This is a genomic window from Shewanella sp. 10N.286.45.A1, from assembly GCF_041470405.1.
GTDB lineage: Bacteria > Pseudomonadota > Gammaproteobacteria > Enterobacterales > Shewanellaceae > Shewanella.
This window is the reverse complement of record NZ_JBFRMK010000075.1, coordinates 1-22,930: the sequence shown is the minus strand read 5'-3', so window position 1 is coordinate 22,930 and position 22,930 is coordinate 1. Positions and strand designations below refer to the sequence as shown.

Below are 22,930 nucleotides of genomic sequence, written 5' to 3'. Positions count from 1 at the left end.
GCATCTCTACTATTAAGCAGAAAGACGAGCGCGACCTTTAGCACGGCGACGTGCGATGACCTTACGGCCACCTACAGTAGCCATACGAGCGCGGAAGCCGTGAGAACGCTTGCGCTTCAGGTTGCTAGGTTGAAAAGTACGTTTACTCATTATGGCAATCCGTCTTTGTTAGGTTAATAAACCTTATTCTCTACAAAATAGAGGTAAGGGCAAAAAAGAGGCCGAATTGTAATCACTTTAACTATGTACGTCAATAAGGAATCGACTCAAGTGATTAAATAATGCCTTCTTGGTTATTTCTTCGAAAGGATAAAGCTACTAGAGTTTGTGGATAACTCTGTGAGTTACCACTATATCTTGTGGTTCAGTAGATCAAAAAACAGATCGAAGTGCGTCTATTATAGATCGATCTGGATCGCTTTATAAAGCTGGATTTGAGGGTTTCTGCTATTTTTTTGATCGTCAGCGATCGCTTAAGATCGTGATCTTATCGTTTCATTGATCTATCTGGGGATAAATATGCGTAAAGGATAGCGATCAGCGTGATCTCACTATAGAATACACCTCTTTTGTATGATCTTTTGGGGATAAGTACGTGGCGGTTTCACTTTGGCAACAATGTATCGCAAGGCTGCAAGATGAGCTTTCTGCTCAGCAATTCAGTATGTGGATAAGACCGTTACAGGCAGAAATGGAAGGCGATACGCTTGTCATTTATGCACCTAACCGTTTCGTTTTAGATTGGGTTAGAGATAAATACCTTAATATCATCAACCAGTTTTTTACTGAGCAGATGGGAGCTGATGCGCCTAATTTGCGTTTTGACATCGGTAGTCGTCCGTCTGCTAAACCTGTGGTTCAGGCTACTGCAGCGGTTAGACCTAAACCTGCTGCCAGCAAAGCGGTAGAAAGACCTACCTTTAATGCCCCGCAAGCTGAGCCTGCTATTACAGCCAACCATCGTAGCAATATTAACCCTACCTATCAGTTCGATAACTTCGTAGAGGGTAAATCGAATCAGTTGGGTAAAGCGGCAGCGCTGCAAGTATCTGAAAACCCCGGCGGTGCTTATAACCCATTGTTCCTATATGGCGGTACTGGTTTGGGTAAAACCCATCTATTGCATGCTGTAGGTAATGGCATTATTAAAAATAAGCCAGATGCAAAAGTGGTTTATATGCATTCAGAGCGTTTTGTACAGGATATGGTTAAAGCCCTGCAAAACAACGCGATTGAAGAGTTTAAGCGTTACTACCGCAGCGTAGACGCACTGTTTATTGATGACATTCAATTCTTTGCAAACAAAGACCGATCGCAAGAAGAGTTTTTCCATACCTTTAATGCATTATTAGAGGGTAACCACCAGATCATTTTGACCTCTGACAAATACCCGAAAGAGATCGACGGTGTTGAAGATCGTCTTAAATCTCGATTTGGTTGGGGTCTAACGGTTGCGATTGAGCCACCAGAGCTAGAAACCCGAGTGGCGATCTTGATGCGTAAAGCACAAGAGAGTGGCATTAACCTACCCGATGAAGTGGCATTCTTTATTGCCAAGCGTTTACGTTCGAATGTCCGTGAGCTTGAAGGCGCGTTAAACCGTGTTATTGCCAATGCCAACTTTACTGGTCGTCCGATTACTATCGATTTTGTGCGTGAAGCACTGCGTGACTTACTGGCGTTGCAAGAGAAGTTGGTGACTATCGATAATATTCAAAAGACAGTTGCTGAATACTACAAGATTAAGATGGCCGATATGTTGTCTAAGCGTCGTTCACGCAGCGTGGCTCGCCCAAGACAGATGGCTATGGCATTATCAAAAGAGCTTACTAACCAAAGCTTGCCAGAAATTGGCGATGCATTTGGTGGTCGTGACCATACAACTGTTTTACATGCATGTCGTAAAATTGCCCAGTTGCGTGAAGAAAGTCATGACATTAAAGAAGATTATGCTAACTTGATAAGAACCTTATCTTCTTAATATCAGGGATTTGAAACCAATGAAATTTTCTATTGATAGGGATGCCCTATTAAAGCCACTACAGTTAGTCAGTGGCGCGGTGGAAAGACGACACAACTTGCCTATTCTGGCAAACCTCTTGGTAGAAGTAAGTGCTCACTCACTAAAGTTGACTGGTACCGATTTAGAAGTTGAATTGGTCGGTGAGGTGCAACTAGAAGGTGAAGTTCTTGAAGGCCGTACAACCGTACCCGCTAAGAAATTCCTAGATATTGTTAAGTCTTTACCTGATCAGGTTGAGCTTAAAATTGAGCAACAAGAAAATCGTCTATTGTTACGTTCTGGTCGTAGCCGCTTTACCTTGGCAACTTTGCCAGCGGAAGAGTACCCGAATGTAGAAGCATTTGAAGCTGAAATTGAGTTTACCCTCAAGCAAGGCACTATGAAGTCCTTGATTGATGCGACTCAATTCTCAATGGCTAACCAAGATGTGCGTTATTACCTTAACGGTTTGCTATTAGAGACCGAAGGCAATGTTTTACGTGCTATTGCGACTGACGGTCACCGTTTGGCGTTGAGCCATCGAATGATTGAAGCTTCTTTACCTGAAAAGCAGGTGATTGTGCCGCGTAAAGGCGTACTTGAACTTATGCGCTCATTTGAAGGTGATGACCTAGATGTCACCATTGCGATTGGTGAGAATGCAATTAGAGCCACCACTGCCACTGCTGTATTTACCAGTAAGCTAGTTGATGGTCGTTTCCCAGATTATCGCCGCGTGTTGCCAAAAGGCGGCGATAAGATTGTTATCGCGAGTCGTCAGCAACTTAAACAGGCTTTGCTACGTGCTTCTATTCTGTCGAATGAGAAGTTCCGTGGTGTGCGTGTACAGCTAGAGAATAACCTCATTAAGATCACCGCGAATAACCCTGAACAGGAAGAAGCGGAAGAGATCTTAGATGTCGAATACGAAAACACACCGTTAGAGATTGGTTTTAACGTCAGCTACCTGCTTGATGTGCTAAACAACCTACCGTCTGATGATGTGCGTATCACCTTAATTGATGGCAACTCTAGTGCGCTTATCGACAATCACATAGAGCAAGACTCAATGTATGTCGTCATGCCTATGCGTTTGTAGCAGGCTGTATTACTCTGCTTTAGATACCAGATAAAGTTTCTAAGACACTCTGTCGGCTTTATCTGGTATAAATACCACTTCTTAAATTTTTGTCCCCGCAGCGTTAAAAGGTATCAATGAGTCTTAACCGTCTTCATATTGAAGCATTCCGTAATATTAGCTCGGCGCAGTTGCAGCCAGGTGAAGGGCTAAATGTTATTTATGGCCAGAACGGTAGTGGCAAGACTAGTATTTTAGAAGCTATTTACTTTTTAGGGATGGGGCGCTCTTTTCGCAGCCATTTATCGCAACGAGTTATTAAGAATGATACTGATGCTCTGACCTTGTTTGCTAATATGGTGAGTGCCGAGGATGAGAGTAAAATTGGTCTTAGGCGTTTTAGAAGCGGTGAGATTGAAGTAAAAATTAATGGTGATAAAGTAAAGCGTCTATCGACGTTAGCTGAAACTTTACCGATACAAGTGATTACTCCAGAAAGCTTTTCATTGCTTTTTGAAGGCCCAAAATCCAGACGTCAGTTTATAGATTGGGGGGCGTTTCATTCTGACCCTCGTTTTTATGCTGCATGGGTGAATGTACGCCGTATTTTGAAGCAAAGAAATCAGTTACTCAGAGACGAATCTCCCTATAGTTCGATTCAATTTTGGGATAAAGAATTTATTCGTTATGCTGAACTGGTTACTGAGATACGAAAGCAATATGTAGACTCGTTAAATGAGCTACTTAAGGGTATAATCGAAGAGTTTTTACCTCAGGTTGATGTTAAGGTTTCTTTTACCCGAGGATGGGATAGTAAAACAGAGTATGCACAGCTGCTCGAGACGCAGTATCCCAGAGATTTAGCCACAGGCTTTACCGTCAGCGGACCTCACAAAGCGGACTTAAGATTGCGGGTAGGAACACTGCCTGCACAAGACGCTTTGTCCCGTGGACAATTGAAATTGTTAGTCTGTGCATTGCGTATTGCACAAGGAAAGTTGCTCAAACAACAAATAGATAAAAAAAGTATTTATCTGGTGGATGACCTTCCATCGGAGTTGGATGCACAGCATAGGAAACTATTGCTGCAGCAGTTAGCAGATACCGGCGCACAAGTTTTTGTCACGGCAATTGAACCTGCAGCCATAGTTGATTCGTTAATCACGCCACCAAGTAAGATGTTCCATGTGGAACATGGGCGTGTAACGGTAATTGAATAACCGACGAGAGAATAATATGTCAGAGAATAGTTATGATTCTTCGAGTATTAAGGTTTTAAAAGGCCTTGATGCGGTACGTAAGAGACCTGGAATGTACATCGGTGATACCGATGATGGCACCGGTCTACATCACATGGTATTCGAAGTGGTCGATAACTCTATCGATGAAGCGCTAGCGGGCCACTGTAGCGACATTACTATTACCATCCACGCTGACGGTTCTGTATCGGTCACCGATGATGGTCGTGGTATTCCTGTTGAGATCCATCCGGAAGAGGGTGTTTCAGCAGCCGAAGTTATTATGACGGTACTGCATGCTGGTGGTAAGTTCGATGATAACTCTTATAAAGTATCTGGCGGCCTTCACGGTGTAGGTGTTTCTGTAGTTAATGCACTGTCTCATAAGTTGCAATTGACTATTCGTCGCGACGGCAAAGTTTATGAGCAGTTTTACACCATGGGTGAGCCTAACGAGCCGATTAAACCGGTTGGTGAAGCGACATCTACGGGTACTGTCATCCGTTTTTGGCCTAGCCCAGAGACCTTCTCTGATGTTTTGTTTCATTTCGACATCTTAGCCAAACGTGTTCGTGAACTATCCTTCCTAAACTCAGGTGTGGGTATACGCTTAGTTGATGAGCGTGATAATCGCGATGAATTCTTCAAGTACGAAGGCGGTATCAGCGCATTTGTTGACTACTTAAACGTTAACAAAACACCAGTAAACAAAGAAGTATTCCACTTTATTCAAGAACGTGAAGACGGGATTACCGTTGAAGTGGCAATGCAGTGGAACGATGGCTTCCAAGAGAACATCTTCTGTTTTACTAACAACATCCCACAGCGCGATGGTGGTACTCACTTAGCGGGCTTCCGTGGTGCACTTACTCGTAACCTGAACAACTACATGGAACGTGAAGGTTTTAACAAGAAGGGTAAAACTGGCGCAACCGGTGATGATGCTCGTGAAGGTTTGACTGCTGTTATCTCTGTTAAAGTACCGGATCCTAAGTTCAGCTCACAGACTAAAGACAAGCTAGTATCAAGTGAAGTTAAGTCTGCTGTAGAGCAAACAATGGGTGAGCAGTTAGGTGACTACCTAATGGAGCACCCAAACGAAGCTAAGTTGATTGTTGGTAAGATTATTGATGCAGCACGTGCTCGTGAAGCGGCGCGTAAAGCCCGTGAAATGACTCGCCGTAAAGGTGCACTCGATTTAGGTGGTTTGCCAGGTAAGTTGGCCGATTGCCAAGAGAAAGATCCTGGGCTTTCTGAAATCTACATAGTGGAAGGGGACTCTGCTGGCGGATCAGCCAAGCAGGGACGTAACCGTAAGAACCAAGCGATTCTGCCACTTAAAGGTAAGATCTTAAACGTTGAAAAAGCACGTTTTGATAAGATGTTATCTTCGCAAGAAGTTGCCACGCTCATTACCGCTTTAGGTTGTGGTATTGGCCGTGACGAATATGATCCAGATAAGACGCGTTACCATAACATCGTCATCATGACCGATGCCGACGTCGATGGTTCGCACATTCGTACCTTGCTATTGACCTTCTTCTTCCGTCAAATGCCTGAGCTTATCGAGCGTGGTTATATCTACATCGCCCAACCACCTTTGTACAAAGTTAAGAAGGGTAAGCAAGAGCAGTACCTGAAAGATGATCCTGCATTGACTGAGTACCTAACCACTCAAGCACTCGATAATGCCAATGTTTATCCAGCGCAAGGTGCACCAGGCATGTCTGGTCTACCATTAGAGCGTTTGGTTAACCAGTACCGTGAAGTTGAAGCTATTATTGAGCGTTTAGAGCAACGTTACCCAACTAACATTACTGATTTGATGTTGTATCACCCTGCATTGACCAATGAAATGCTGAGTGACGAAGCACAAGTTAAAGTTTGGTCTGACACTTTTGTTGCTGCACTTGAAGAGAAAGAGACTGGCGGTATTTTATATAGTGCTGAGCCGGTACTCGATCCTGAGCGTCAAGTTTACCTGCCGAAGGTTACTATTCGTAAGCATGGTATTGATACTCACTTCTTGTTCACGTATGACTTCTTCCAGTCTAACGACTACGCGACAATTGTTAATTTAGGCGCAGAAATAAATGGTCTGATTGAAGAGACTGGCTATGTTCAGCGTGGTGAGCGTACTAAAGATGTTAGTAGCTTTGTTGAAGCACTCGATTGGTTAATGAGTGAGTCTAAGCGCGGTCAATATATTCAACGTTATAAGGGATTGGGTGAAATGAACCCAGAGCAATTGTGGGAAACTACAATGGATCCTGAATCACGCCGTATGCTGCAAGTGACCATCGAAGATGCCATTGGCGCCGATCAACTCTTCACTTGTTTGATGGGTGATCAAGTTGAGCCGCGTCGTGACTTTATTGAGTCAAACGCACTTAACGTGGCTAACCTAGACGTTTAGTTTTATTGCGAAAGTCATTACTTTGCAAATAGTGAAATCGGCGCATCTAGCGCCGATTTTTTGTTGTATTGCATTTCATATCTGCTTGCTAAATTTAAGCAACTGATATGTCCGGTCATGTAAAATGTTTAAGAAAGCATTCAAAAAACTGTTTAATATCAGAGAAAAAGTCGTAATCGAAAAGCCAAAAAGCTTTTCAACGACAACAGAACTTTATCAACCCTCCCAGCTAAAACTACAGCCAAGTAATATTCAGCCAGAGGTTGTTCAAGTTACCGCTGTAGATGTTACTTCTCTTTTCTACAGCTTGTTGTTTCCTAGTATTCAGCAAAGCGGTGTGGCAAATGAGTTGGAGAAAAATGTATTTAGGCGAGTAGAAGCTGCGTTGTCTGCGCCAAAAGCCATTGCAGATAGGGTATTAAAACTCCCAACGCAAGTGGCGGCATTGGATAAACAGCTGGCGGACGAGACTAGTGATACCAAAGCCTTACTCGTCTTGATAGAAAAAGACCCTCTACTAAGTATTGAGGTGCTAAAACTATGTAACAGTCCGCTGTTCAGGCGCAGCGAAAAAGAGATCACCAGTTTGCAGCAAGCATTAGTGCAGTTGGGGCGAGAGCAGATAAGGCGTTTTGTTACGACCAGTTTACTGCGTGGTTGTATTGAAATTAAGCCTATCTATTTCCGTCGCTTTGGTTCGCAAATTTGGCGTCATTCAATGCAAGTTGCCTATTTGGCAAGTGAGCTGTTTGAAGAGGATAGCGAAAGTGCCTTTATGTTGGGGCTAATCCATGACGTTGGTAAAATAGCGATCTTTAAATTGTTGTTAGAAGCGTTTAAGCAAGCAGAACCGGGCGAACAGCCTTGTTCTAGCCTCTTTAAGCAAGTGATGACTGCTAAATCATTAAGCCTAAGCGCCTTATTGGTGCAGTATTGGGAGTTACCTGCAATATTCAAGGCTGAGCTTAGTCGGTTGGCGATTGTTGATTCTAAGCCTGTTGGTGGCCTTGCTGAAGCGGTATGGCGGGCTAATTTAATCAGTGAGTGCTCGATGTTGTTGGAAGCTGGGAAGTTGCAGGAGCAACAACTTAATCGTTTATTAATGGATACTGGTATTGATAGAACGGGCTTTGATGAATTACACCAGAAGCTGATCCAGTTCTAAGGCAATAACAGCCGTTAGTTTTAACACACAAAAAAGCCCCTAAAATAGGGGCTTTTTAATAGCTAATGGCTAGCAGCCTTTACTGTAGCAATGAGATATCTGCAGCATGTAGGAACTGGTCGCGTAGGCTAGAAAGTAGCGCTAAACGGTTATTCTTAAGAGCTTGATCATCAGCCATTACCATTACATCTTCAAAGAAGGTATCAACACTTTCACGCAAACTAGCGAGTAGTGCCAGTGCTTCTTGGTAGTTAGCAGCAGCAAATAATGGTGCTAATTGAGGCTGTAACTCAGCAAGTTTTGCAGCAAGCGCTTTTTCAGCGGCTTCAACTAACAAGTTATTGTCGATAGTGGCAGGTAGTTCACCTTCCACTTTCGCCAAAATGTTTGATACACGCTTGTTAGCAGCAGCAAGAGCAGAGGCTTGTTCAAGAGTTCTAAAGTGAGCAACGGCTTTAATGCGGCTTTCAAAATCAGCAGGAGCGGTAGGGCGACGAGCCAATACTGCTAAAATCACGTCTACACCTACACCTTGATCTTGATACCATGCACGGAAGCGTCCCATAAAGAACTCAAGTACCTGCTCCGGCGCTTTGTCGTTAGTGAGATTTTCGCCATGTAGCGCTTGTGCTTGAGCAATCAAGTCGACCAGATCAAGTGGTAAGTTGTTTTCTAAACAAATACGCAATACACCAATCGCAGCACGACGCAGTGCGAATGGGTCAGCAGCACCTTTCGGCGCTTGGCCAATACCAAAAATACCCACGAGTGTGTCGAGCTTTTCAGCCAGTGCGACACAGATAGATATTGGTGCTGTAGGCACAGTATCGCCTGAGAATTTAGGTTTGTACTGCTCAGCTAGCGCAACCGCTACCGCTTCAGTTTCACCATTTAGACGGGCGTAATGCATGCCCATAGTGCCTTGAAGGTCGGTAAACTCCATCACCATGTTAGTCATCAAGTCTGACTTACACAGTAGACCTGCACGAGCAGCTTCTTCGCTATTAGCGCCGATGCTGGTGGCAATGTATGCCGCCAATGTAGAGATGCGTTCAACGCGTTGCTTGATGGTGCCAAGCTGCTTTTGGAACACAACGGTTTCTAAGCTACTAAGGCGTGACTCAAGGGTGTTCTTTTTATCTGTCTCGAAGAAGAACTCAGCATCGGCAAGGCGAGGACGAACCACTTTTTCGTTACCGGAAATAATCTGTTGTGGATCTTTCGATTCGATATTGGTAACAAAGATGAAGTTAGGCAATAGCTGACCAGCGTCATCAAATACAGGGAAGTATTTTTGATCGCCTTTCATGGTATAAACCAAGGCTTCTGCTGGTACGTCGAGGAACTTCTCTTCGAAACTCGCCGTTAATACCACTGGCCATTCGACTAGTGAGGTCACCTCTTCAAGCAGGTCATCTTCTAGATCGGCGACGCCACCTATCTTAGCCGCTGCAGCTTCGGCATCAGCTTTAATTTGTGCCTTACGAGATTCATAATCAGCATCGACTTTGCCTTGCTCTTTCAGTGCTGACAAATAGTTGTCTGCATGATCGAGCTCGAAGCTTGGTTTACCCATAAAGCGGTGACCACGGATGATACGGTCAGACTTAATGCCTAATAGCTCACCTTCAACGACTTCGCTACCTAATAGCATAGTGATCGTATGGACAGGACGGATAAACTGAGTGGTATTGCTACCCCAACGCATTGGCTTAGGAATAGGTAGTTTGTCTAAAGAGCGCTGCGCCATCGCAGCAATTAAGCTCTTAGTTTCAACACCAACCACTTTTGCTTGATGCAGTAACCATTCACCTTTGTCAGTCTTAAGGCGGTCTGCTTGCTCTACAGTAATACCATTACCACGAGCCCAGCCCATGGCAGCCTTTGTTGGGTTACCGTCAGCATCAAAAGCTTGTGCTACCGCAGGACCACGCTTTTCAACCACCTTGTCTGCTTGAGCGAGCGCAAGTTGGTTGATGTTTATTGCTAGGCGACGAGGCGCTGCATGCCAAACTGCTGACTCAAAAGTCAGTTCAGCTTTCTTTAGTTCATCGGTAAAATTGCTAAGGAAAGATTCAGCCAATTTACGCAGTGACTTTGGTGGCAGTTCTTCAGTACCGACTTCAATCAGTAAGTTTTCAAAATTCATAAGTTAATCCTCTACTTACCGATAGGGAAGCCAAGAGCTTCACGAGATTGATAGTAAGCTTCGGCAACGCCTTTAGCCATGGTTCGAACGCGTAAAATATAACGCTGGCGTTCAGTAACAGAAATCGCGTGGCGAGCATCAAGTAAGTTGAATGCATGAGAGGCTTTCATCACTTGCTCATAAGCAGGTAGCGCAAGCGGTTTTTCTAATGAGAGCAGGTGTTGGCAAGCAACTTCGCAGTCATCGAATGCTCTAAATAAGACTTCAACATTGGCATGTTCAAAGTTATAAGCTGATTGTTCAACTTCATTTTGATGGAAGATATCGCCATACATGACTTTGCCCATTGGGCCGTCAGTCCATACTAAGTCATAGACGTTATCCACTTCTTGGATATACATGGCCAGACGCTCTAGACCATAGGTGATCTCACCGGTGACGGGTTTACACTCTAGTCCACCTACTTGCTGGAAGTAAGTAAATTGCGATACTTCCATGCCGTTCAACCATACTTCCCAACCTAGACCCCAGGCACCTAAAGTAGGTGATTCCCAGTTGTCTTCTACAAAGCGAACATCATGGATGTTCATGTCGATACCTGCGGCTTCTAACGATCCTAGGTATAACTCTTGAATGTTATCTGGTGAAGGTTTTAGCACGACTTGGTACTGATAAAAGTGCTGTAGACGGTTTGGGTTGTCACCGTAGCGGCCATCGGTAGGACGACGACTTGGTTGTACATAGGCACAACTCATCGGCTCTGGGCCTAGCGCTCTTAGGAAAGTCATAGGGTGGAATGTGCCAGCACCTACTTCCATATCTAATGGTTGAACAATTGCGCAACCTTGCTGCGCCCAGTATTCCTGTAGGGTCATAATAAAACCCTGGAATGTTTTTACGTCGTGTTTGGTCGTCATATCCGCTTGTCTACTGCCTGGAAGCCTAAATAGAAAATGGTTTCGATTATACCTTGTAGAATAGCGCTTATGTAGGTTATTTTTTATCTGGTTGGCTAAAATTATAGGATTTGTACTATGGAAGTAATACGTTGTGCTTGGGTGGGTAAAGATCCTATCTACGAGGAGTACCATGATCAAGTATGGGGAAGGCCAGTATTTGATAGCCGAGAGCTATTTGAAAAGCTCTGTCTCGATGGTCAGCAAGCCGGCTTGTCTTGGATTACTATCCTGAAGAAGCAGCAAAATTATGAGGCGGCTTTCGCTAATTTTAACCCCGATATTATTGCCACGTTCGACGCCGATAAAGTTGAGGAGCTACTGCTTAACCCTGGGATTGTTCGTAACCGTTTAAAGGTTAATTCAATTATCAGAAACGCGAAAGCGTATTTGGCTTTTGTCGAGCAGGGTAATGATTTTTCTGACTTTTTGTGGGGGTTTGTCGATGGCAAGCCTAAAGTTAACCATCCTCAATCTATGAAACAAGTGCCAGTACAAACTTCGGAATCAGAAGCGATGTCGAAAGCACTTAAAAAGCTAGGTTTTAACTTTGTAGGGCCAACAATTTGCTACGCTTTTATGCAAGCGGTTGGCATGGTCAATGACCACACCACAGATTGCTTTTGTCATCGCTCGCAAAGCTAAGATGAGGCGCTGGGCTGTAATAGAGAATGGAACTAGGTTTAGAAAAGATTGGTGGTCGTTTTTAGGAAGCACAATGACAGTGAAGCCAGAGTATTATCATTTTTGTAGGTTGGGCTTTAGCCCATCAATTACGGTTTATGTTAGAACCTAGACTCACTAATAATTAAGTCCAAAACAAAAAAGGATGTTCCACGTGGAACATCCTTTTCATTAGAGAATGACTTTCTACTGGTTTTACAACAAAAAATAATTTTCCTGAAATATTTAAATCAGTATCAAGTTACTCAGAATTTAAATTTGAAAACGGCTATTTTTCATAAAAAATGCTATTTTCAAAAGCTCTTCCGCGGTAGCTATTTTTCGAAAAAGAATGGCTTCCTCTGTTTACCACTGTTCTTATTACCGCCATTGAGTTGATCCATCGTCTCGGCATTATAAAGTTTGCCGTTGACCATGGTGTAAGTGACGCGATCTGTAACCCGAATATCTTCAAGCGGGTTACCGTCAATTACAATTAGGTCTGCTAGCTTACCTTGTTTGATTGAACCTATCTGATGATCCATCGCAAAATGCTTCGCTGGATTAATGGTTGCAGTTTTAAGTACTTCAAGATTACTCATACCACCTTGAGCAAACATCCACATTTCCCAGTGAGCAGCTAATCCTTCACGTTGACCGTGTGCGCCAATGTTCGGCTTAATACCAATGTCATTCAGTTCATTGGCAACGCGGGCAACATTGAAATGGTTGTAATGTTCATCAGGCGCAGTAGGGCGACGCATTGAGCGAGCATCTAGAATATCTGATGGTACATACATAGACAGACGCGGGTGAGCCCAAACATCGGTTTTGTCATACCAGTAGTTTTCACCTGAGATACCACCGTAAGCCACAACGAGAGTCGGTGTGTAGCCAACGTCAGTCTGTCCCCAGAACTGTTTTATATCGCTGTAAATGTTCGCTGCTGGCAAGGAGTGTTCAATACCTGTATGACCATCGGCAATCATGGTGAGGTTGTGTTGCAGTAAGCTGCCACCTTCAGGCACAACCATCATCTCAAGTTCTCGCGCAGCGGCTATCACTTGTTGACGTTGGTTACGTCGCGGCTGGTTGTAACTCTTAACACTGAATGCACCGACTTTTTTCAGACGCTCTAAATGAAACTTAGCATCATCTAGAGAGTCGATATGCGAGGTATAACCAGGCGCATTTGCACCATATAAAATAGTACCTGTAGAGAAGATGCGTGGGCCAGCAATGTTACCTGCTTTTTGCTGTTCAGATGCAGCAAATATCTCAGTGGTATCATTCGACGGATCATGTATTGCAGTTACACCGAGTGAAAGGTTGGAGTACAGTTCCCAGTTTTGCTGAGGAATGATTTCATTCTCACCTTGAGCACCATGGGCATGAGCATCGAATAAGCCCGGCATCAGCGTCTTGCCTGTTATATCGATAACTTTTGCATCGCTAGGGATATCGATTACAGAAGATGAGCCAACGCTAACAATATGATTATCTTTTACGATAACCGTGCCATTATTGATGACCTGATCATTCTCCATAGTAATGATTTTTCCGCCAACAAAAGCAATTGTTCCACGTGGAACATCTGCTTTTTTAGTAAAGCCTAGATCAGTAATCGTTGGTTCTGCTTTCTCGTCTTCAGCTTGTTCAGTGTACTGAGTATCTACTTTCACTTGATATAGTTCTGGGCCAAGCGTCCAGTATAGCTGGTTGTTATCATTGCTCCAGCTGATGCTTTCACCAGCACGAACACTCAGCTGGGTAACCGGTAAGTTACTCGCCTTTGGACCTATCTGAACTGTTTCACCATGCTTGGCAAAAGGAGTCACAAAGACTTTAAAGCGCTCAGCAAAGGCTAGTTGCTTGCCATCAGGTGATACTCTAAATTCTGTTGCATGCTTACTGGTGTAGTGCACGCGTTTTTCAAAACCATTCAAACCTATAGAAGATAGCTGCGGTGTTTCGCCACTTTCCATAAAGTAAACGCGACTATTGTCAGCGCCAAACTGTGGTTGGTAGCCTGAGGCGGTGATCTTGGTATTGTTATCACCGTCAGTGTCTACTTGGTATAAGCCAGTCTCTTGCGACCAAGTACGTGGAGTAATGTAGCCACCTTTAGCCTTGCGATAGACAATGGTTTCGCCATCTGGAGAAAAGGTGGGTTCGACATATTTACCAGGTTCGTTAGTCAGCACCTTTACTCGTTTATTACGCACCGTTGCAAGACTCACTGTGCCTTGTTGTTGATCATCCCAAGTGGTGAACACTATCTTTTTACCGTCGCGAGACCATTGAGGAAACAGCTCTCTAAGTTCACTATCAAGCTTAGTTAGGCGAGACATTTTTCCATCTGGTAGACTCTTAACCCAGATTTTACCCAGTGCTTCAAATGCTACTTTTTTGCCGCCTGGCGAGACCTGCGCCATGCGTAGCATTTTTACATCAAATACATCTTTATCGAGATCTTGTTGGAAGCGAACAGCAGGCTGTACCGCGCGTTCTGTTTTAACACTGAAAGGGATCTGTGCAACCGATTTAGACTCTACCTCTAACTTGTTAATCTTACCATTGGCCCAGAATACAATTTCATCGTTATCAGCTGTCCAGCTCATGGTCGGGTAAACACCGTGAATCGCCCACGTTTCCTGCATATCGCGGTCAAGCTCACCGTACAGTTTCTCGGTTTTACCCGATTTTAGATCTAATAGGTAAAGTGAAGATTGGAAACCATCTCGTTTTATATAAGCCAGTTTCTTTCCATCAGGGCTTGGTGTTGGTCTAATTGCACCACCAGTACCTTGAATAAGCACTTCGATATCACCAGTCTGGGTATCGTAACGCTTGATCTTGTAAATACCTTTTACTGAATCTTTTGAGTAGTGGAAGGTTTTGCCTGGTGTGGCATCTTGGCTGAAGTAGATGTAACGGCCATCTGGCGAGTAGGCCGGTTCACCTAAGTCTTTTTGTTCATTTGGTCGTTCGGTTAGCTTAATTCCTTCACCGCCAGCAACGTGATACATCCAAACTTCACCAGCACCTAAACTGCGGCTGCCGGTATAATGTTTGCGAGCCACAAGGTATTGTCCGTCTGGGCTCCATGCTGGGCTGTTAAGTAAGCGAAAAGTTTCAGTGGTTACTGGTCGTGGGTTGCTGCCATCAGCTTCCATTATCCAAATGTTATCGCCGCCATCTTCATCTGAGGTAAAGGCAATGTATTTTCCATCTGGACTATAGACCGGCTGCATCTGCCAAGCGATGCCTTTAGCAAGCGGCTTTGCTTCGCCGCCATCTGTTGAGATCTGATAGATATCTCCAAGTAAATCGAACACTATATGTTTGCCATTAGGGCTAACACTAACATTCATCCACGTGCCTTCTGTAACATCAATTTTAACTTGTTGCAGTGGTGCATTAGCAGGTGCATTTACCTGCCAAGACTTTTTATCTTCTTCAGCTAAGCTGGGAATGCTGAAGCTTAGCGCTATGGCTGCATATATTGGGGTGAGCTTATTTTTTAACATGCTTTTCCTATGTTTTTTTTGTAGTTGTTCAGGAGTGACAATATTGCTGTTGTATAGGTGTCAATTTCGGTAACAGTTATCGCATAAATCCGTTAACAGTAAAACATAAATTCTGTTTCAATTAGTTAAAGGTGAAAGTAAGAATTCTAAAGGAATAGGGCGTTGGCGAGATGGTGGTGTGTATCGACTTACGGGAGCGTCTATCTAATGGAGAGTATGCGGCCGTAGCTCTGATACGGCCTTACACCAATTGTATTAAGTATTAGTTTTACTCGGTTACTGCTATTAGGGAAACGGGGGCGTTTATTGCAATGCTAGCATCGTTTAGTACACGGCAGGTGACACCGCCTCGCCAATCTGGCAACAGCGCTTTTTCTAGCCCAGGGTAAGCGATTTCCATTTTCTTACAAGGGTCGGTTTCACCTGTTACTTCTAGAATAAGTTCGCCAATGACAAGCCGCTTACCTTGGTCTAGTGCTGAAAAGCTTAAACCGTCAACTAGCAGGTTTGCTCTGCGGGTAAACCAAGGTAGATTTTTATCTACCTCATTACAGGCTTGTTGCCATTGCTGGAGTGACATCACTGTTACTTGGCGTTTACCCGGGCGGCCAAAAATATCATTTTCGACTCCATTTTTCTGAGTGACGCTAGCGTGCTCAGTGGTGATCATCGCACCGCGTTTTTCAGTTTTATATGCAATACCAACTAGTTTTGTCATCGGTTCAATCCTTAGGTCCGGGTGATATAGCCATCTTATACCAATTCCATTAAAGATATACTCAGTTCAGAGCGTTCTCAGGGCTTTCAATTCCAGGCACATTGTAGAAAAAATTTAAGGTTAGCAGTGAGCGTCCTGAGACGCTCAGCTATTTAAGGTATGGGGAAATCAACTGATACAGCGCACATGGCACTCGATATACGACTAAATGAGCGCAACTCTTTAATGGAATTGGCATTACTTGAATATGGCGGATGCAGTGGCAATCAAATGGTCGCTAATCATGCCATGGACTGTAGCAAATGGTTATTCCCTCGGTAGAATTAATAGCTCAGAGTAAGGCGTACTAATACCCATTGTAGAAGGGCATATGCCTGTCCACTTGGTTGCTGTATTAACTTTGAAGGGAATGACCATCGCTATGCAAATGTGGTTAGCGTTGAGCTAGCACAATGCATCTGAAACGAATAGCTTAAGTAGGATCGGTATAGTTACTATAGGCCTTTCTTTATCAAATACTGATAAGGAGTGGCTTCTGTTTGACTGGCGATTAGCGTGTGATCCATGAATTCGCAAAAACTTGGAATATCACGTGTGGTTGCAGGGTCGTCGGCAATAATCAATAAAGTCTCGCCATCACTCATTCGTCTTACGGATTTGCGCACCATCATCACTGGCTCTGGGCATCTAAGCCCTAATGCATCAAGTTGATGTTGTGCGTTATTAAATTGGTCGCTCATAATGCCTCAGAAGAACGATTAAACAGAAGTGGCTAATATTACTCCAGAGCCGGCATTTATCCAAGTTGATTACTGGGTTTTGTGAGGTCGACTTTGTTTAATACAAGCACAATGTTCCACGTGGAACATTGTGAAATTAAGCTGTAAGTGGGGCGTAACTTGCCTTTAGAAGTTGCTTTAAATCTGTCGGCGATAATGCTATGTCTAAACCTCTGCGCCCGCCGCTAACATAAATGGTGCCTAGCTTGCTGCTAGAGTCATCAATAAAGGTTGGCAGTAGTCGTTTTTGTGCAATAGGACTGACGCCACCTAACACATAACCAGAGCTTCGTTGCACTTCTATCGCTTCAGCCATCACTGCCTTTTTAGCTTTGGCTGCCTTAGCTATCGATTTCATACTCAGCTTATTTGCTACAGGAATAATGGCAACGGCCAGTTGCTTAGCGTCGAGCTTTACTACTAAGGTTTTAAAGACTTGTTCTACCGGTACTCCTATTTTTTCCGCCGCTTCCAAGCCATATGCTTGGCAGGCGGGGTCGTGTTGATACTCATGCAGCTCGTGGGATATTTTCTGTTTGATCAGTAAGTCTATTGCTGGAGTCATAATTTTACCTAGTTCAAATCAAATCGATTTTTCCATAACTAAGACTTTTATACCGTGATAGGTAACTTGTTCTACAGCTTGCCAACCGAGCTTTTTATACAAGCCACCGCTCATATCTTCAGTCTGAAGATTGATACTGTTAATCCCGAGTGTTTTTGCTTTATCGATAATGGCGGTAATTAACCTCTCAGCAACGCCTTGGCCTCTTGAAGAGGTTTCTACATACACACCTCCTAGCCAATGTTCTCTGTCTGGGTAGATGTCCATTTCATGAAAACGTAGCTGGGCAGCACCAATTAATTTCTCTTTTTGCTGTGCGATAGTGATCAGTGGCAACTTGTCACTGTTGAGATAATCAGTGAGCTTTTGTTCAAGTTCCACTGTACTGCGCCCTTCACCAATATAGCCCCATTCGTCACTATACCACCTTGCTATTTGCGCTATCGATTCTGGTCTTTCCGATAGTAAAAGTAGTTGCATTATCTTGCGTTCTCCAGAGGCTTCTTGAGTCGACTAATTTAATAGTCACTAATGTTTTTTTTGCAAAAAAATACTTAATCTTAGTGGTGTATTATTTTGCTAAGAAGCCAATATACACCTTTGGTGGTGGCATGAAAGTAGGAATATGGAGGTTATGTCTGTTTTATCCAAAATTAGACTTTTTACTTAACTCCTTCTAAGTTGTTGTGATATATTGCATTTGTTGTTATCGAGGTGTGTTTTTCGTTACTGTTAATACAAGGGTGATAGTGTCGACATGGATGATGTTGAAAAGCCAGTAAAGGTGAGTTTCTGGAGTAAGCTGCAAAGTATAGCGTTAACTATTGTTGCGCTTATGTTGTCATTAGGGCAATGGAATGACACTAAAGATGCTGTTAGTAGTGCCTATGAAGCAGTTATCGCTAACTGGACAAACGACATAGAGTACAAGCACCTTTCTACTCTGCATGTCGGGCAAACTCAAGCATATATTACCAGTATTCTTGGTGATCCGCATGTATCCAAAAAATCCAAGTCTGATACTGATATTGTCTATTTTTATTACAGCAATAAGAAATACCAACTCACGCTAGCTATCAAAGATAAACGTTTATCAGGCTATGCTGTGGTTGGCTTAACTGCTGATTTTCAAGTCTCAATTCCTTATACATCCCAGACATTATTATCGACTCCGCTAGAACACTCTTTTTCTCAAACTGATAGTTATTTTTCTGATGCAAATAATCTTGAGTATTACGCTGAAGCTCATGATTTAGGTAAAAAGGTAATGTTCTATAACCTAATTTTGGGGGCTGTAAATTACGGTGACTTTAGTCCTGCTGATAGCGGTGCGGTAAAGACACTCAATGCTGAATTAGATCGTGGCATTGAAGATGTGAGCGCAGCATTGGCCACAAGCCGTAAGCTTACCCCGAACTATTTTGCGGTTACAGAGCTTGCACCCAAAGTTATGGTTGAAGGGCTGTTAACACATTTCGAATATAAGACACTTTTAAAAATAGATTAATATCAAGGATGAAGTATGAATCTAAAGCTGAGCGCTATATTTTTGGGGCTAACCTTGGTGGTAGCCTGTCAGTCAACAAGTAAGGCGCCTGATTGGTATTTAAATCCAACTTTGACAAATAGCGCGTCATTAGTTGCTGTTGGTGAGGCTACTTCACTTGATAAGGCCAAACAGAAAGCGATGAGTGCGCTGAATCAGCAACTATGGACTGAAGTGAAGTCAAAAGGTTTAAGCCGCAATATTGCTAACGACATCAATGGCCGTGAACATTATCAGCAGCTTAATGACTTTAGCGTGAATACTAAGACATCAGCAGTGGTGCTTAATGGTGTTGTATTCTCTAAGGCGCAACAGGTTGGTAAAGTCTTCTATGTTGAGGCTGTGGTCGATAAGTCAAATATAGAGGCGCAGCTTCTTGCTGATATCGAAAACTACAATCAACAAGTTCAGTTCGAGCTAGACAGTCTGTCCCAGATGGATTCACTCGTTTGGTGGCTGAAAAATGCTGATGTGACGACACTCGAACGAAACATGGCGAGTCGGTTATCTATGCTGACCGCATTATCCTCTGAAAAACAGACTTCCAGAAATCTTATTCCTCAATTAAAAGCAAAAGTGGCAGAGGTGCATTCAGGTATAAAAGTGGCTATTGCAGCGACGGTAAATGACCAGCTGATGAAAAAATCAATTACGGCTTATTTTACAGACTTCAATATACAAGTTGTTGATGCAGCATCAAGCAGCTATAGCCATAAACTTATTCTCGATACTGACTGGCGTAAGAACTACATATCCGACATGTATATCTCGACAGTCCAAGTGAATTTAGTTCTCAAAAATCATGCTGGTAACGTATTAGCAAGTAATGAAGTCATTGCCAATGCTAACTCGGTAACAAGTTATGAGCGTGCAAATGAGGGCGCCACTCGTAAATTTTCTGCTGAGTTAAAAGAGCAGAGCTTTTGGAAAGCTTTAGGGCTTTAGTTAATTTCTTATCATTGAATATGGATATCAATATGTATAAAAAAGCTTTTGTTGCATTAGCCGTATTAACTGCGGTAACGGGTTGTAAGTCAACAGGCCCTAATGTTTGTTCAGTATCGACTAGAGTCGAGTTGCCTGTAAGTAGCCATGTGGTTAAGGGCACTGCTAGCACTAAAGTTATTATTTTTGAGCCCGATCTAAAGGTTGATACTTCAACAGCAAGAAATATTACCGCCTCTTTCCATCAATCATTGACGAAGCAAGTTGATATTACTGGTTCTAAAATTGTGGATCGTAGTTTAGCGAAGAAGTTGAAATCAGAGTTACAGGTAGCTGAAGCAAGTGGAGTATATAGCTCTGAAGGTGTACCTGTGGCAGATTTTGCCATATTTACCGATATCGGTGTTGCTAGTTTTTCTCGTGAATTTAAGGCTGCTCACAAAGCTTACGACCCCATTGAAGATAAGCGGGTATACGTAGCGGCTGCATGTCATTTCGAGGCAAAAATAGAGGCAAGTACTAAAGCAGTATCATTACCAGATATGTTAACACTAGATCAAATTGAGTTTATTGGAGATAGTTCTCACTCATATGAGACGAGTAACTCTCGATGCCCAATTTCTAACGACCAGATCAATAGTATGGTTGCTGAAGCGGCTAAGTACTCAGTGACTCGTAATGATGAACTGAAAAACTTATTAGCACCAAGAGCGAGCATTGTAGAGATGCGACAGTGTGATGCAGGTACCATGGTACGTATCGATATGGGCAGCAACCATGGTGTTGAGCCTGAGTGGGACGTCGATTTTATTACTCATGAGAAAGTGACTAACTATGCTGGTGAAATTGAAATAGAAACCAGTGGCTATGGCGAAGGTGAAGTTATTAATAATGCTGAGCATGGCATTAAACCAAATCACTCTTGGGTAATTATTGATAACGATATGGCGGGTAAGGTAAAGCGTGGTGATACTGTAAAAGTAAAGTTTGAAGATGCCTGTAATGATATGTCCATTTTCGCTAGTTTATGCCATAAAACATCAGAAACAATGTCAAAAACATTTAGCTTTTAAAGGATTAAAATGAAAAAAGTATTAATTTCAGCAGCCGTTTTGGCAATGCTAGGTGGTTGTTCAAGTAACGATACTGTACAGAACGTGCAGCAGATCGACTGCTTTTACCCTGATGCTCCAACTGTTAGCGCGCCTCGTTGGGTGTGTGATGTTATGCCTGAAGGTATAGAAATGGGAGCGGTTGGATACGCCAAGAAGAGTGTGGCTGGATTGAGCATTATGCGAGATGTTGCTACCAATGATGCTCGAGCTAGATTGGCGCAGCAGTTTGAATCAAACGTTAATACCCTGTTCAAGCAAGCAACTAAAGCTAATGTAATCTCGACCACTGAAAGTGTGTCTGAAGAGGTTAATGAGTATTTTGAATCAGTCACTAAAAACGTAACGAGCCGTACTTTGTCTAATAGCCGAGTGATCGTTACTCAGCGTAGCCCAGGTGGTGGACTATATACGTTAGTGGGCATGGACAAAGTCACCTACGACGAAAACCTAGCAAAAGTGGTTGCCGCTGCGGGTAAGAAAGATCCTGAATTGTGGAATAAGTTTAACAACAAGAAAGCCGCTGAAGAGCTAGATGCGGTGCTTTCTACGTTACAAAAACTTTAATCTGACCTCGTTATAAGAAGGAAGCACTTTGCTTCCTTCTTGCTTTATGTTGGTCTTAATACGTTTCAGGCTGTGATGAAAGGATTCAAGAATGAAAACTCGTTTAACAGGTTTAATGACTTGCTTAATGCTGAGTGTGCCGTCGGTTTTTGCTGCCGATCGCTTTGCAGAGATTGATGCTGAAATAGATAAAGCTGGCTTTACTCAAGAACAAAAAGATAAGGAATATCAGGATTTTGTTTTTGCTTATATGGCTGAATATGAGAACTGGCGAGTTGAATACCTTAGAGAGTTCGATCAGTACAGAGCGGAAATCATCAAGAAGTGGGGCGTTGGTGATGTATCTGAGCGGCATAAGAGTGTTGAGTACTCCGCGGACCAAACTGTAAAATCCATTATCGATTATGATAATAATGAAGTTTCAGTTTCAATCCTGGTTGATAGCAATACCACCGATGATGAGGCGAAAGCTGAACTTAAGAAACAAGTCGCTGAATTAGCCGCAACTCCAGAGTCCAATGTATCTAAAGTTATTATTGCACTTGAACCAGAAGCTGTTGCTGCTGTAAAAGTAACCCCGGTGGCTTTCTCTGCTGAAAATGAAAAACAGGCTAAGCAAGTCATCATAGAGCAAACAAAAGCCCAGTTAGTTGAGATTGATAAAGAGTCGGATAAAGTCCAACTGGCCAAGACTGATAGCTTATCTATCGACATGATTGAACAGGTCACTATTCAGAAAAAGAAAAAGTTACTGGCGGTCGCTAAAGAGCGTTTAATTGCCGTTGCTGATGATTATGATAAGCAGCGTACAGAGAAGACTGCGAAACTAACAGCGAAGAAGATTGTCGAATACAAAGTAAAATTGCCTAAGAATGGCTTGAGCTCAAGAGCTAATGCTGTGGTTGATTTTGCACAGGAGGAGGGGGAAAGGTGGCAAATTTCATCTGCTCTGATTATGGCGGTTATTCATTCTGAGTCGAGCTTTGATCCCAAAGCAACCTCACCAATCCCAGCTTATGGTTTGATGCAAATTGTGCCAACTACAGCGGGCTATGATGTAAACCAGATCGTGAGAAAGATTAGTGAGCCGATGTCGTCTGGTGACCTGTACACACCAGATGTGAATGTCGAAACGGGGGCCGCTTACCTTAATATTTTAAATAAGCGCTACCTGAAATCTATTGAGAACGATGAGAGCCGTTTGTACTGCATGATTGCTGCATATAACACTGGCGCTGGTAACGTTGCTAAAGCGTTTAATGCTGATGGTGCGAGAAATATCAGAAAGGCGGCTAAAGTGATTAACAAGATGGCACCAGATGAAGTTTATCAGCACCTACTCCATAATCTTCCTTACGATGAAACTAAGCATTACCTTAAGAAGGTCAGTAGCCGTATCGAACTTTATCAGAATAAGATTTAATATTTTGAGTAATAAAAAAGCCAGCAGATGCTGGCTTTTTTATGAACGATTAACTAGGGGCTGTTGATCTTTCACGGT

At 43.1% G+C, this 22,930-nt stretch carries 20 protein-coding genes; 12 read left to right on the top strand and 8 right to left on the bottom strand.

Going from position 1 to position 22,930, the window contains the following annotated elements; genetic code table 11:
* Window positions 1-12: 12 nt before the first annotated feature.
* Window positions 13-150 carry a 50S ribosomal protein L34 gene (rpmH, locus tag AB4238_RS06575; RefSeq protein ID WP_011867659.1) on the bottom strand — a complete coding sequence of 46 codons (138 nt, stop codon included), beginning with the start codon at window positions 148-150 and terminating at the stop codon, window positions 13-15.
* 445 nt (window positions 151-595) lie between these two features.
* On the opposite strand from rpmH, the gene dnaA reads away from it, so the two are divergent.
* From dnaA to AB4238_RS06550, 5 genes are all read left to right on the top strand, one after another.
* Window positions 596-1,981 carry a chromosomal replication initiator protein DnaA gene (gene dnaA / locus AB4238_RS06570; RefSeq protein ID WP_372032359.1) on the top strand — a complete coding sequence of 462 codons (1,386 nt, stop codon included), beginning with the start codon at window positions 596-598 and terminating at the stop codon, window positions 1,979-1,981.
* A 19-nt stretch (window positions 1,982-2,000) separates the two neighbouring features.
* Window positions 2,001-3,101: a DNA polymerase III subunit beta gene (gene dnaN, locus AB4238_RS06565; RefSeq protein ID WP_371994785.1), complete on the top strand. Its 1,101-nt coding sequence runs from the start codon at window positions 2,001-2,003 to the stop codon at window positions 3,099-3,101.
* Window positions 3,102-3,217: 116 nt separating this feature from the next.
* A complete protein-coding gene (recF, locus tag AB4238_RS06560; protein WP_372032358.1) occupies window positions 3,218-4,300 on the top strand; it encodes a DNA replication/repair protein RecF in 1,083 nt (360 codons plus the stop codon).
* 16 nt (window positions 4,301-4,316) lie between these two features.
* Window positions 4,317-6,734 carry a DNA topoisomerase (ATP-hydrolyzing) subunit B gene (gyrB, locus tag AB4238_RS06555; protein WP_372032357.1) on the top strand — a complete coding sequence of 806 codons (2,418 nt, stop codon included), beginning with the start codon at window positions 4,317-4,319 and terminating at the stop codon, window positions 6,732-6,734.
* Between the two features lie 124 nt (window positions 6,735-6,858).
* On the top strand, window positions 6,859-7,899 hold the full coding sequence (locus AB4238_RS06550; RefSeq protein ID WP_372032355.1) for an HDOD domain-containing protein: 1,041 nt from the start codon (window positions 6,859-6,861) through the stop codon (window positions 7,897-7,899).
* Between the two features lie 79 nt (window positions 7,900-7,978).
* On the opposite strand, the gene glyS is transcribed toward AB4238_RS06550, so the two are convergent.
* Together glyS and glyQ are read right to left on the bottom strand one after the other, a co-directional pair.
* On the bottom strand, window positions 7,979-10,048 hold the full coding sequence (gene glyS / locus AB4238_RS06545) for a glycine--tRNA ligase subunit beta (protein ID WP_372032354.1): 2,070 nt from the start codon (window positions 10,046-10,048) through the stop codon (window positions 7,979-7,981).
* Window positions 10,049-10,059: 11 nt separating this feature from the next.
* Window positions 10,060-10,965 carry a glycine--tRNA ligase subunit alpha gene (gene glyQ / locus AB4238_RS06540; RefSeq protein ID WP_020910253.1) on the bottom strand — a complete coding sequence of 302 codons (906 nt, stop codon included), beginning with the start codon at window positions 10,963-10,965 and terminating at the stop codon, window positions 10,060-10,062.
* A 117-nt stretch (window positions 10,966-11,082) separates the two neighbouring features.
* On the opposite strand from glyQ, the gene AB4238_RS06535 reads away from it, so the two are divergent.
* On the top strand, window positions 11,083-11,649 hold the full coding sequence (locus tag AB4238_RS06535; protein WP_372032353.1) for a DNA-3-methyladenine glycosylase I: 567 nt from the start codon (window positions 11,083-11,085) through the stop codon (window positions 11,647-11,649).
* A 353-nt stretch (window positions 11,650-12,002) separates the two neighbouring features.
* On the opposite strand, the gene AB4238_RS06530 is transcribed toward AB4238_RS06535, so the two are convergent.
* On the bottom strand, window positions 12,003-15,197 hold the full coding sequence (locus AB4238_RS06530) for an amidohydrolase family protein (protein WP_372032351.1): 3,195 nt from the start codon (window positions 15,195-15,197) through the stop codon (window positions 12,003-12,005).
* Between the two features lie 268 nt (window positions 15,198-15,465).
* Window positions 15,466-15,915 carry an MOSC domain-containing protein gene (locus AB4238_RS06525; RefSeq protein ID WP_372032350.1) on the bottom strand — a complete coding sequence of 150 codons (450 nt, stop codon included), beginning with the start codon at window positions 15,913-15,915 and terminating at the stop codon, window positions 15,466-15,468.
* Between the two features lie 159 nt (window positions 15,916-16,074).
* On the opposite strand from AB4238_RS06525, the gene AB4238_RS06520 reads away from it, so the two are divergent.
* A complete protein-coding gene (locus tag AB4238_RS06520; protein WP_372032348.1) occupies window positions 16,075-16,236 on the top strand; it encodes a hypothetical protein in 162 nt (53 codons plus the stop codon).
* A gap of 173 nt (window positions 16,237-16,409) precedes the next feature.
* On the opposite strand, the gene tusA is transcribed toward AB4238_RS06520, so the two are convergent.
* From tusA to AB4238_RS06505, 3 genes are all read right to left on the bottom strand, one after another.
* Window positions 16,410-16,655, bottom strand: coding sequence for a sulfurtransferase TusA (gene tusA, locus AB4238_RS06515; RefSeq protein WP_372032346.1), 246 nt, complete (start codon window positions 16,653-16,655; stop codon window positions 16,410-16,412).
* Between the two features lie 136 nt (window positions 16,656-16,791).
* Window positions 16,792-17,259 carry a Cys-tRNA(Pro) deacylase gene (gene ybaK, locus AB4238_RS06510; protein ID WP_372032344.1) on the bottom strand — a complete coding sequence of 156 codons (468 nt, stop codon included), beginning with the start codon at window positions 17,257-17,259 and terminating at the stop codon, window positions 16,792-16,794.
* A gap of 18 nt (window positions 17,260-17,277) precedes the next feature.
* Complete coding sequence (locus AB4238_RS06505) at window positions 17,278-17,739, bottom strand: GNAT family N-acetyltransferase (protein ID WP_372032342.1); 462 nt, start codon at window positions 17,737-17,739, stop codon at window positions 17,278-17,280.
* 277 nt (window positions 17,740-18,016) lie between these two features.
* Between AB4238_RS06505 and AB4238_RS06500 the strand changes: the two genes are divergently transcribed.
* The 5 genes from AB4238_RS06500 (at window position 18,017) to AB4238_RS06480 (ending at window position 22,852) form a co-directional block, all read left to right on the top strand.
* Window positions 18,017-18,766, top strand: a complete 750-nt coding sequence (locus AB4238_RS06500; protein ID WP_372032341.1) for an ETEC_3214 domain-containing protein — start codon at window positions 18,017-18,019, stop codon at window positions 18,764-18,766.
* A 15-nt stretch (window positions 18,767-18,781) separates the two neighbouring features.
* Entirely contained in the window at window positions 18,782-19,750 is a 969-nt protein-coding gene (locus AB4238_RS06495) for an LPP20 family lipoprotein (RefSeq protein ID WP_372032339.1), read from the top strand.
* Window positions 19,751-19,782: 32 nt separating this feature from the next.
* Window positions 19,783-20,823, top strand: coding sequence for a hypothetical protein (locus AB4238_RS06490; RefSeq protein ID WP_372032337.1), 1,041 nt, complete (start codon window positions 19,783-19,785; stop codon window positions 20,821-20,823).
* Window positions 20,824-20,832: 9 nt separating this feature from the next.
* Window positions 20,833-21,429 carry an LPP20 family lipoprotein gene (locus tag AB4238_RS06485; RefSeq protein WP_372032335.1) on the top strand — a complete coding sequence of 199 codons (597 nt, stop codon included), beginning with the start codon at window positions 20,833-20,835 and terminating at the stop codon, window positions 21,427-21,429.
* 91 nt (window positions 21,430-21,520) lie between these two features.
* Window positions 21,521-22,852, top strand: a complete 1,332-nt coding sequence (locus AB4238_RS06480) for a transglycosylase SLT domain-containing protein (RefSeq protein WP_372032333.1) — start codon at window positions 21,521-21,523, stop codon at window positions 22,850-22,852.
* Window positions 22,853-22,930 lie beyond the last annotated feature (78 nt).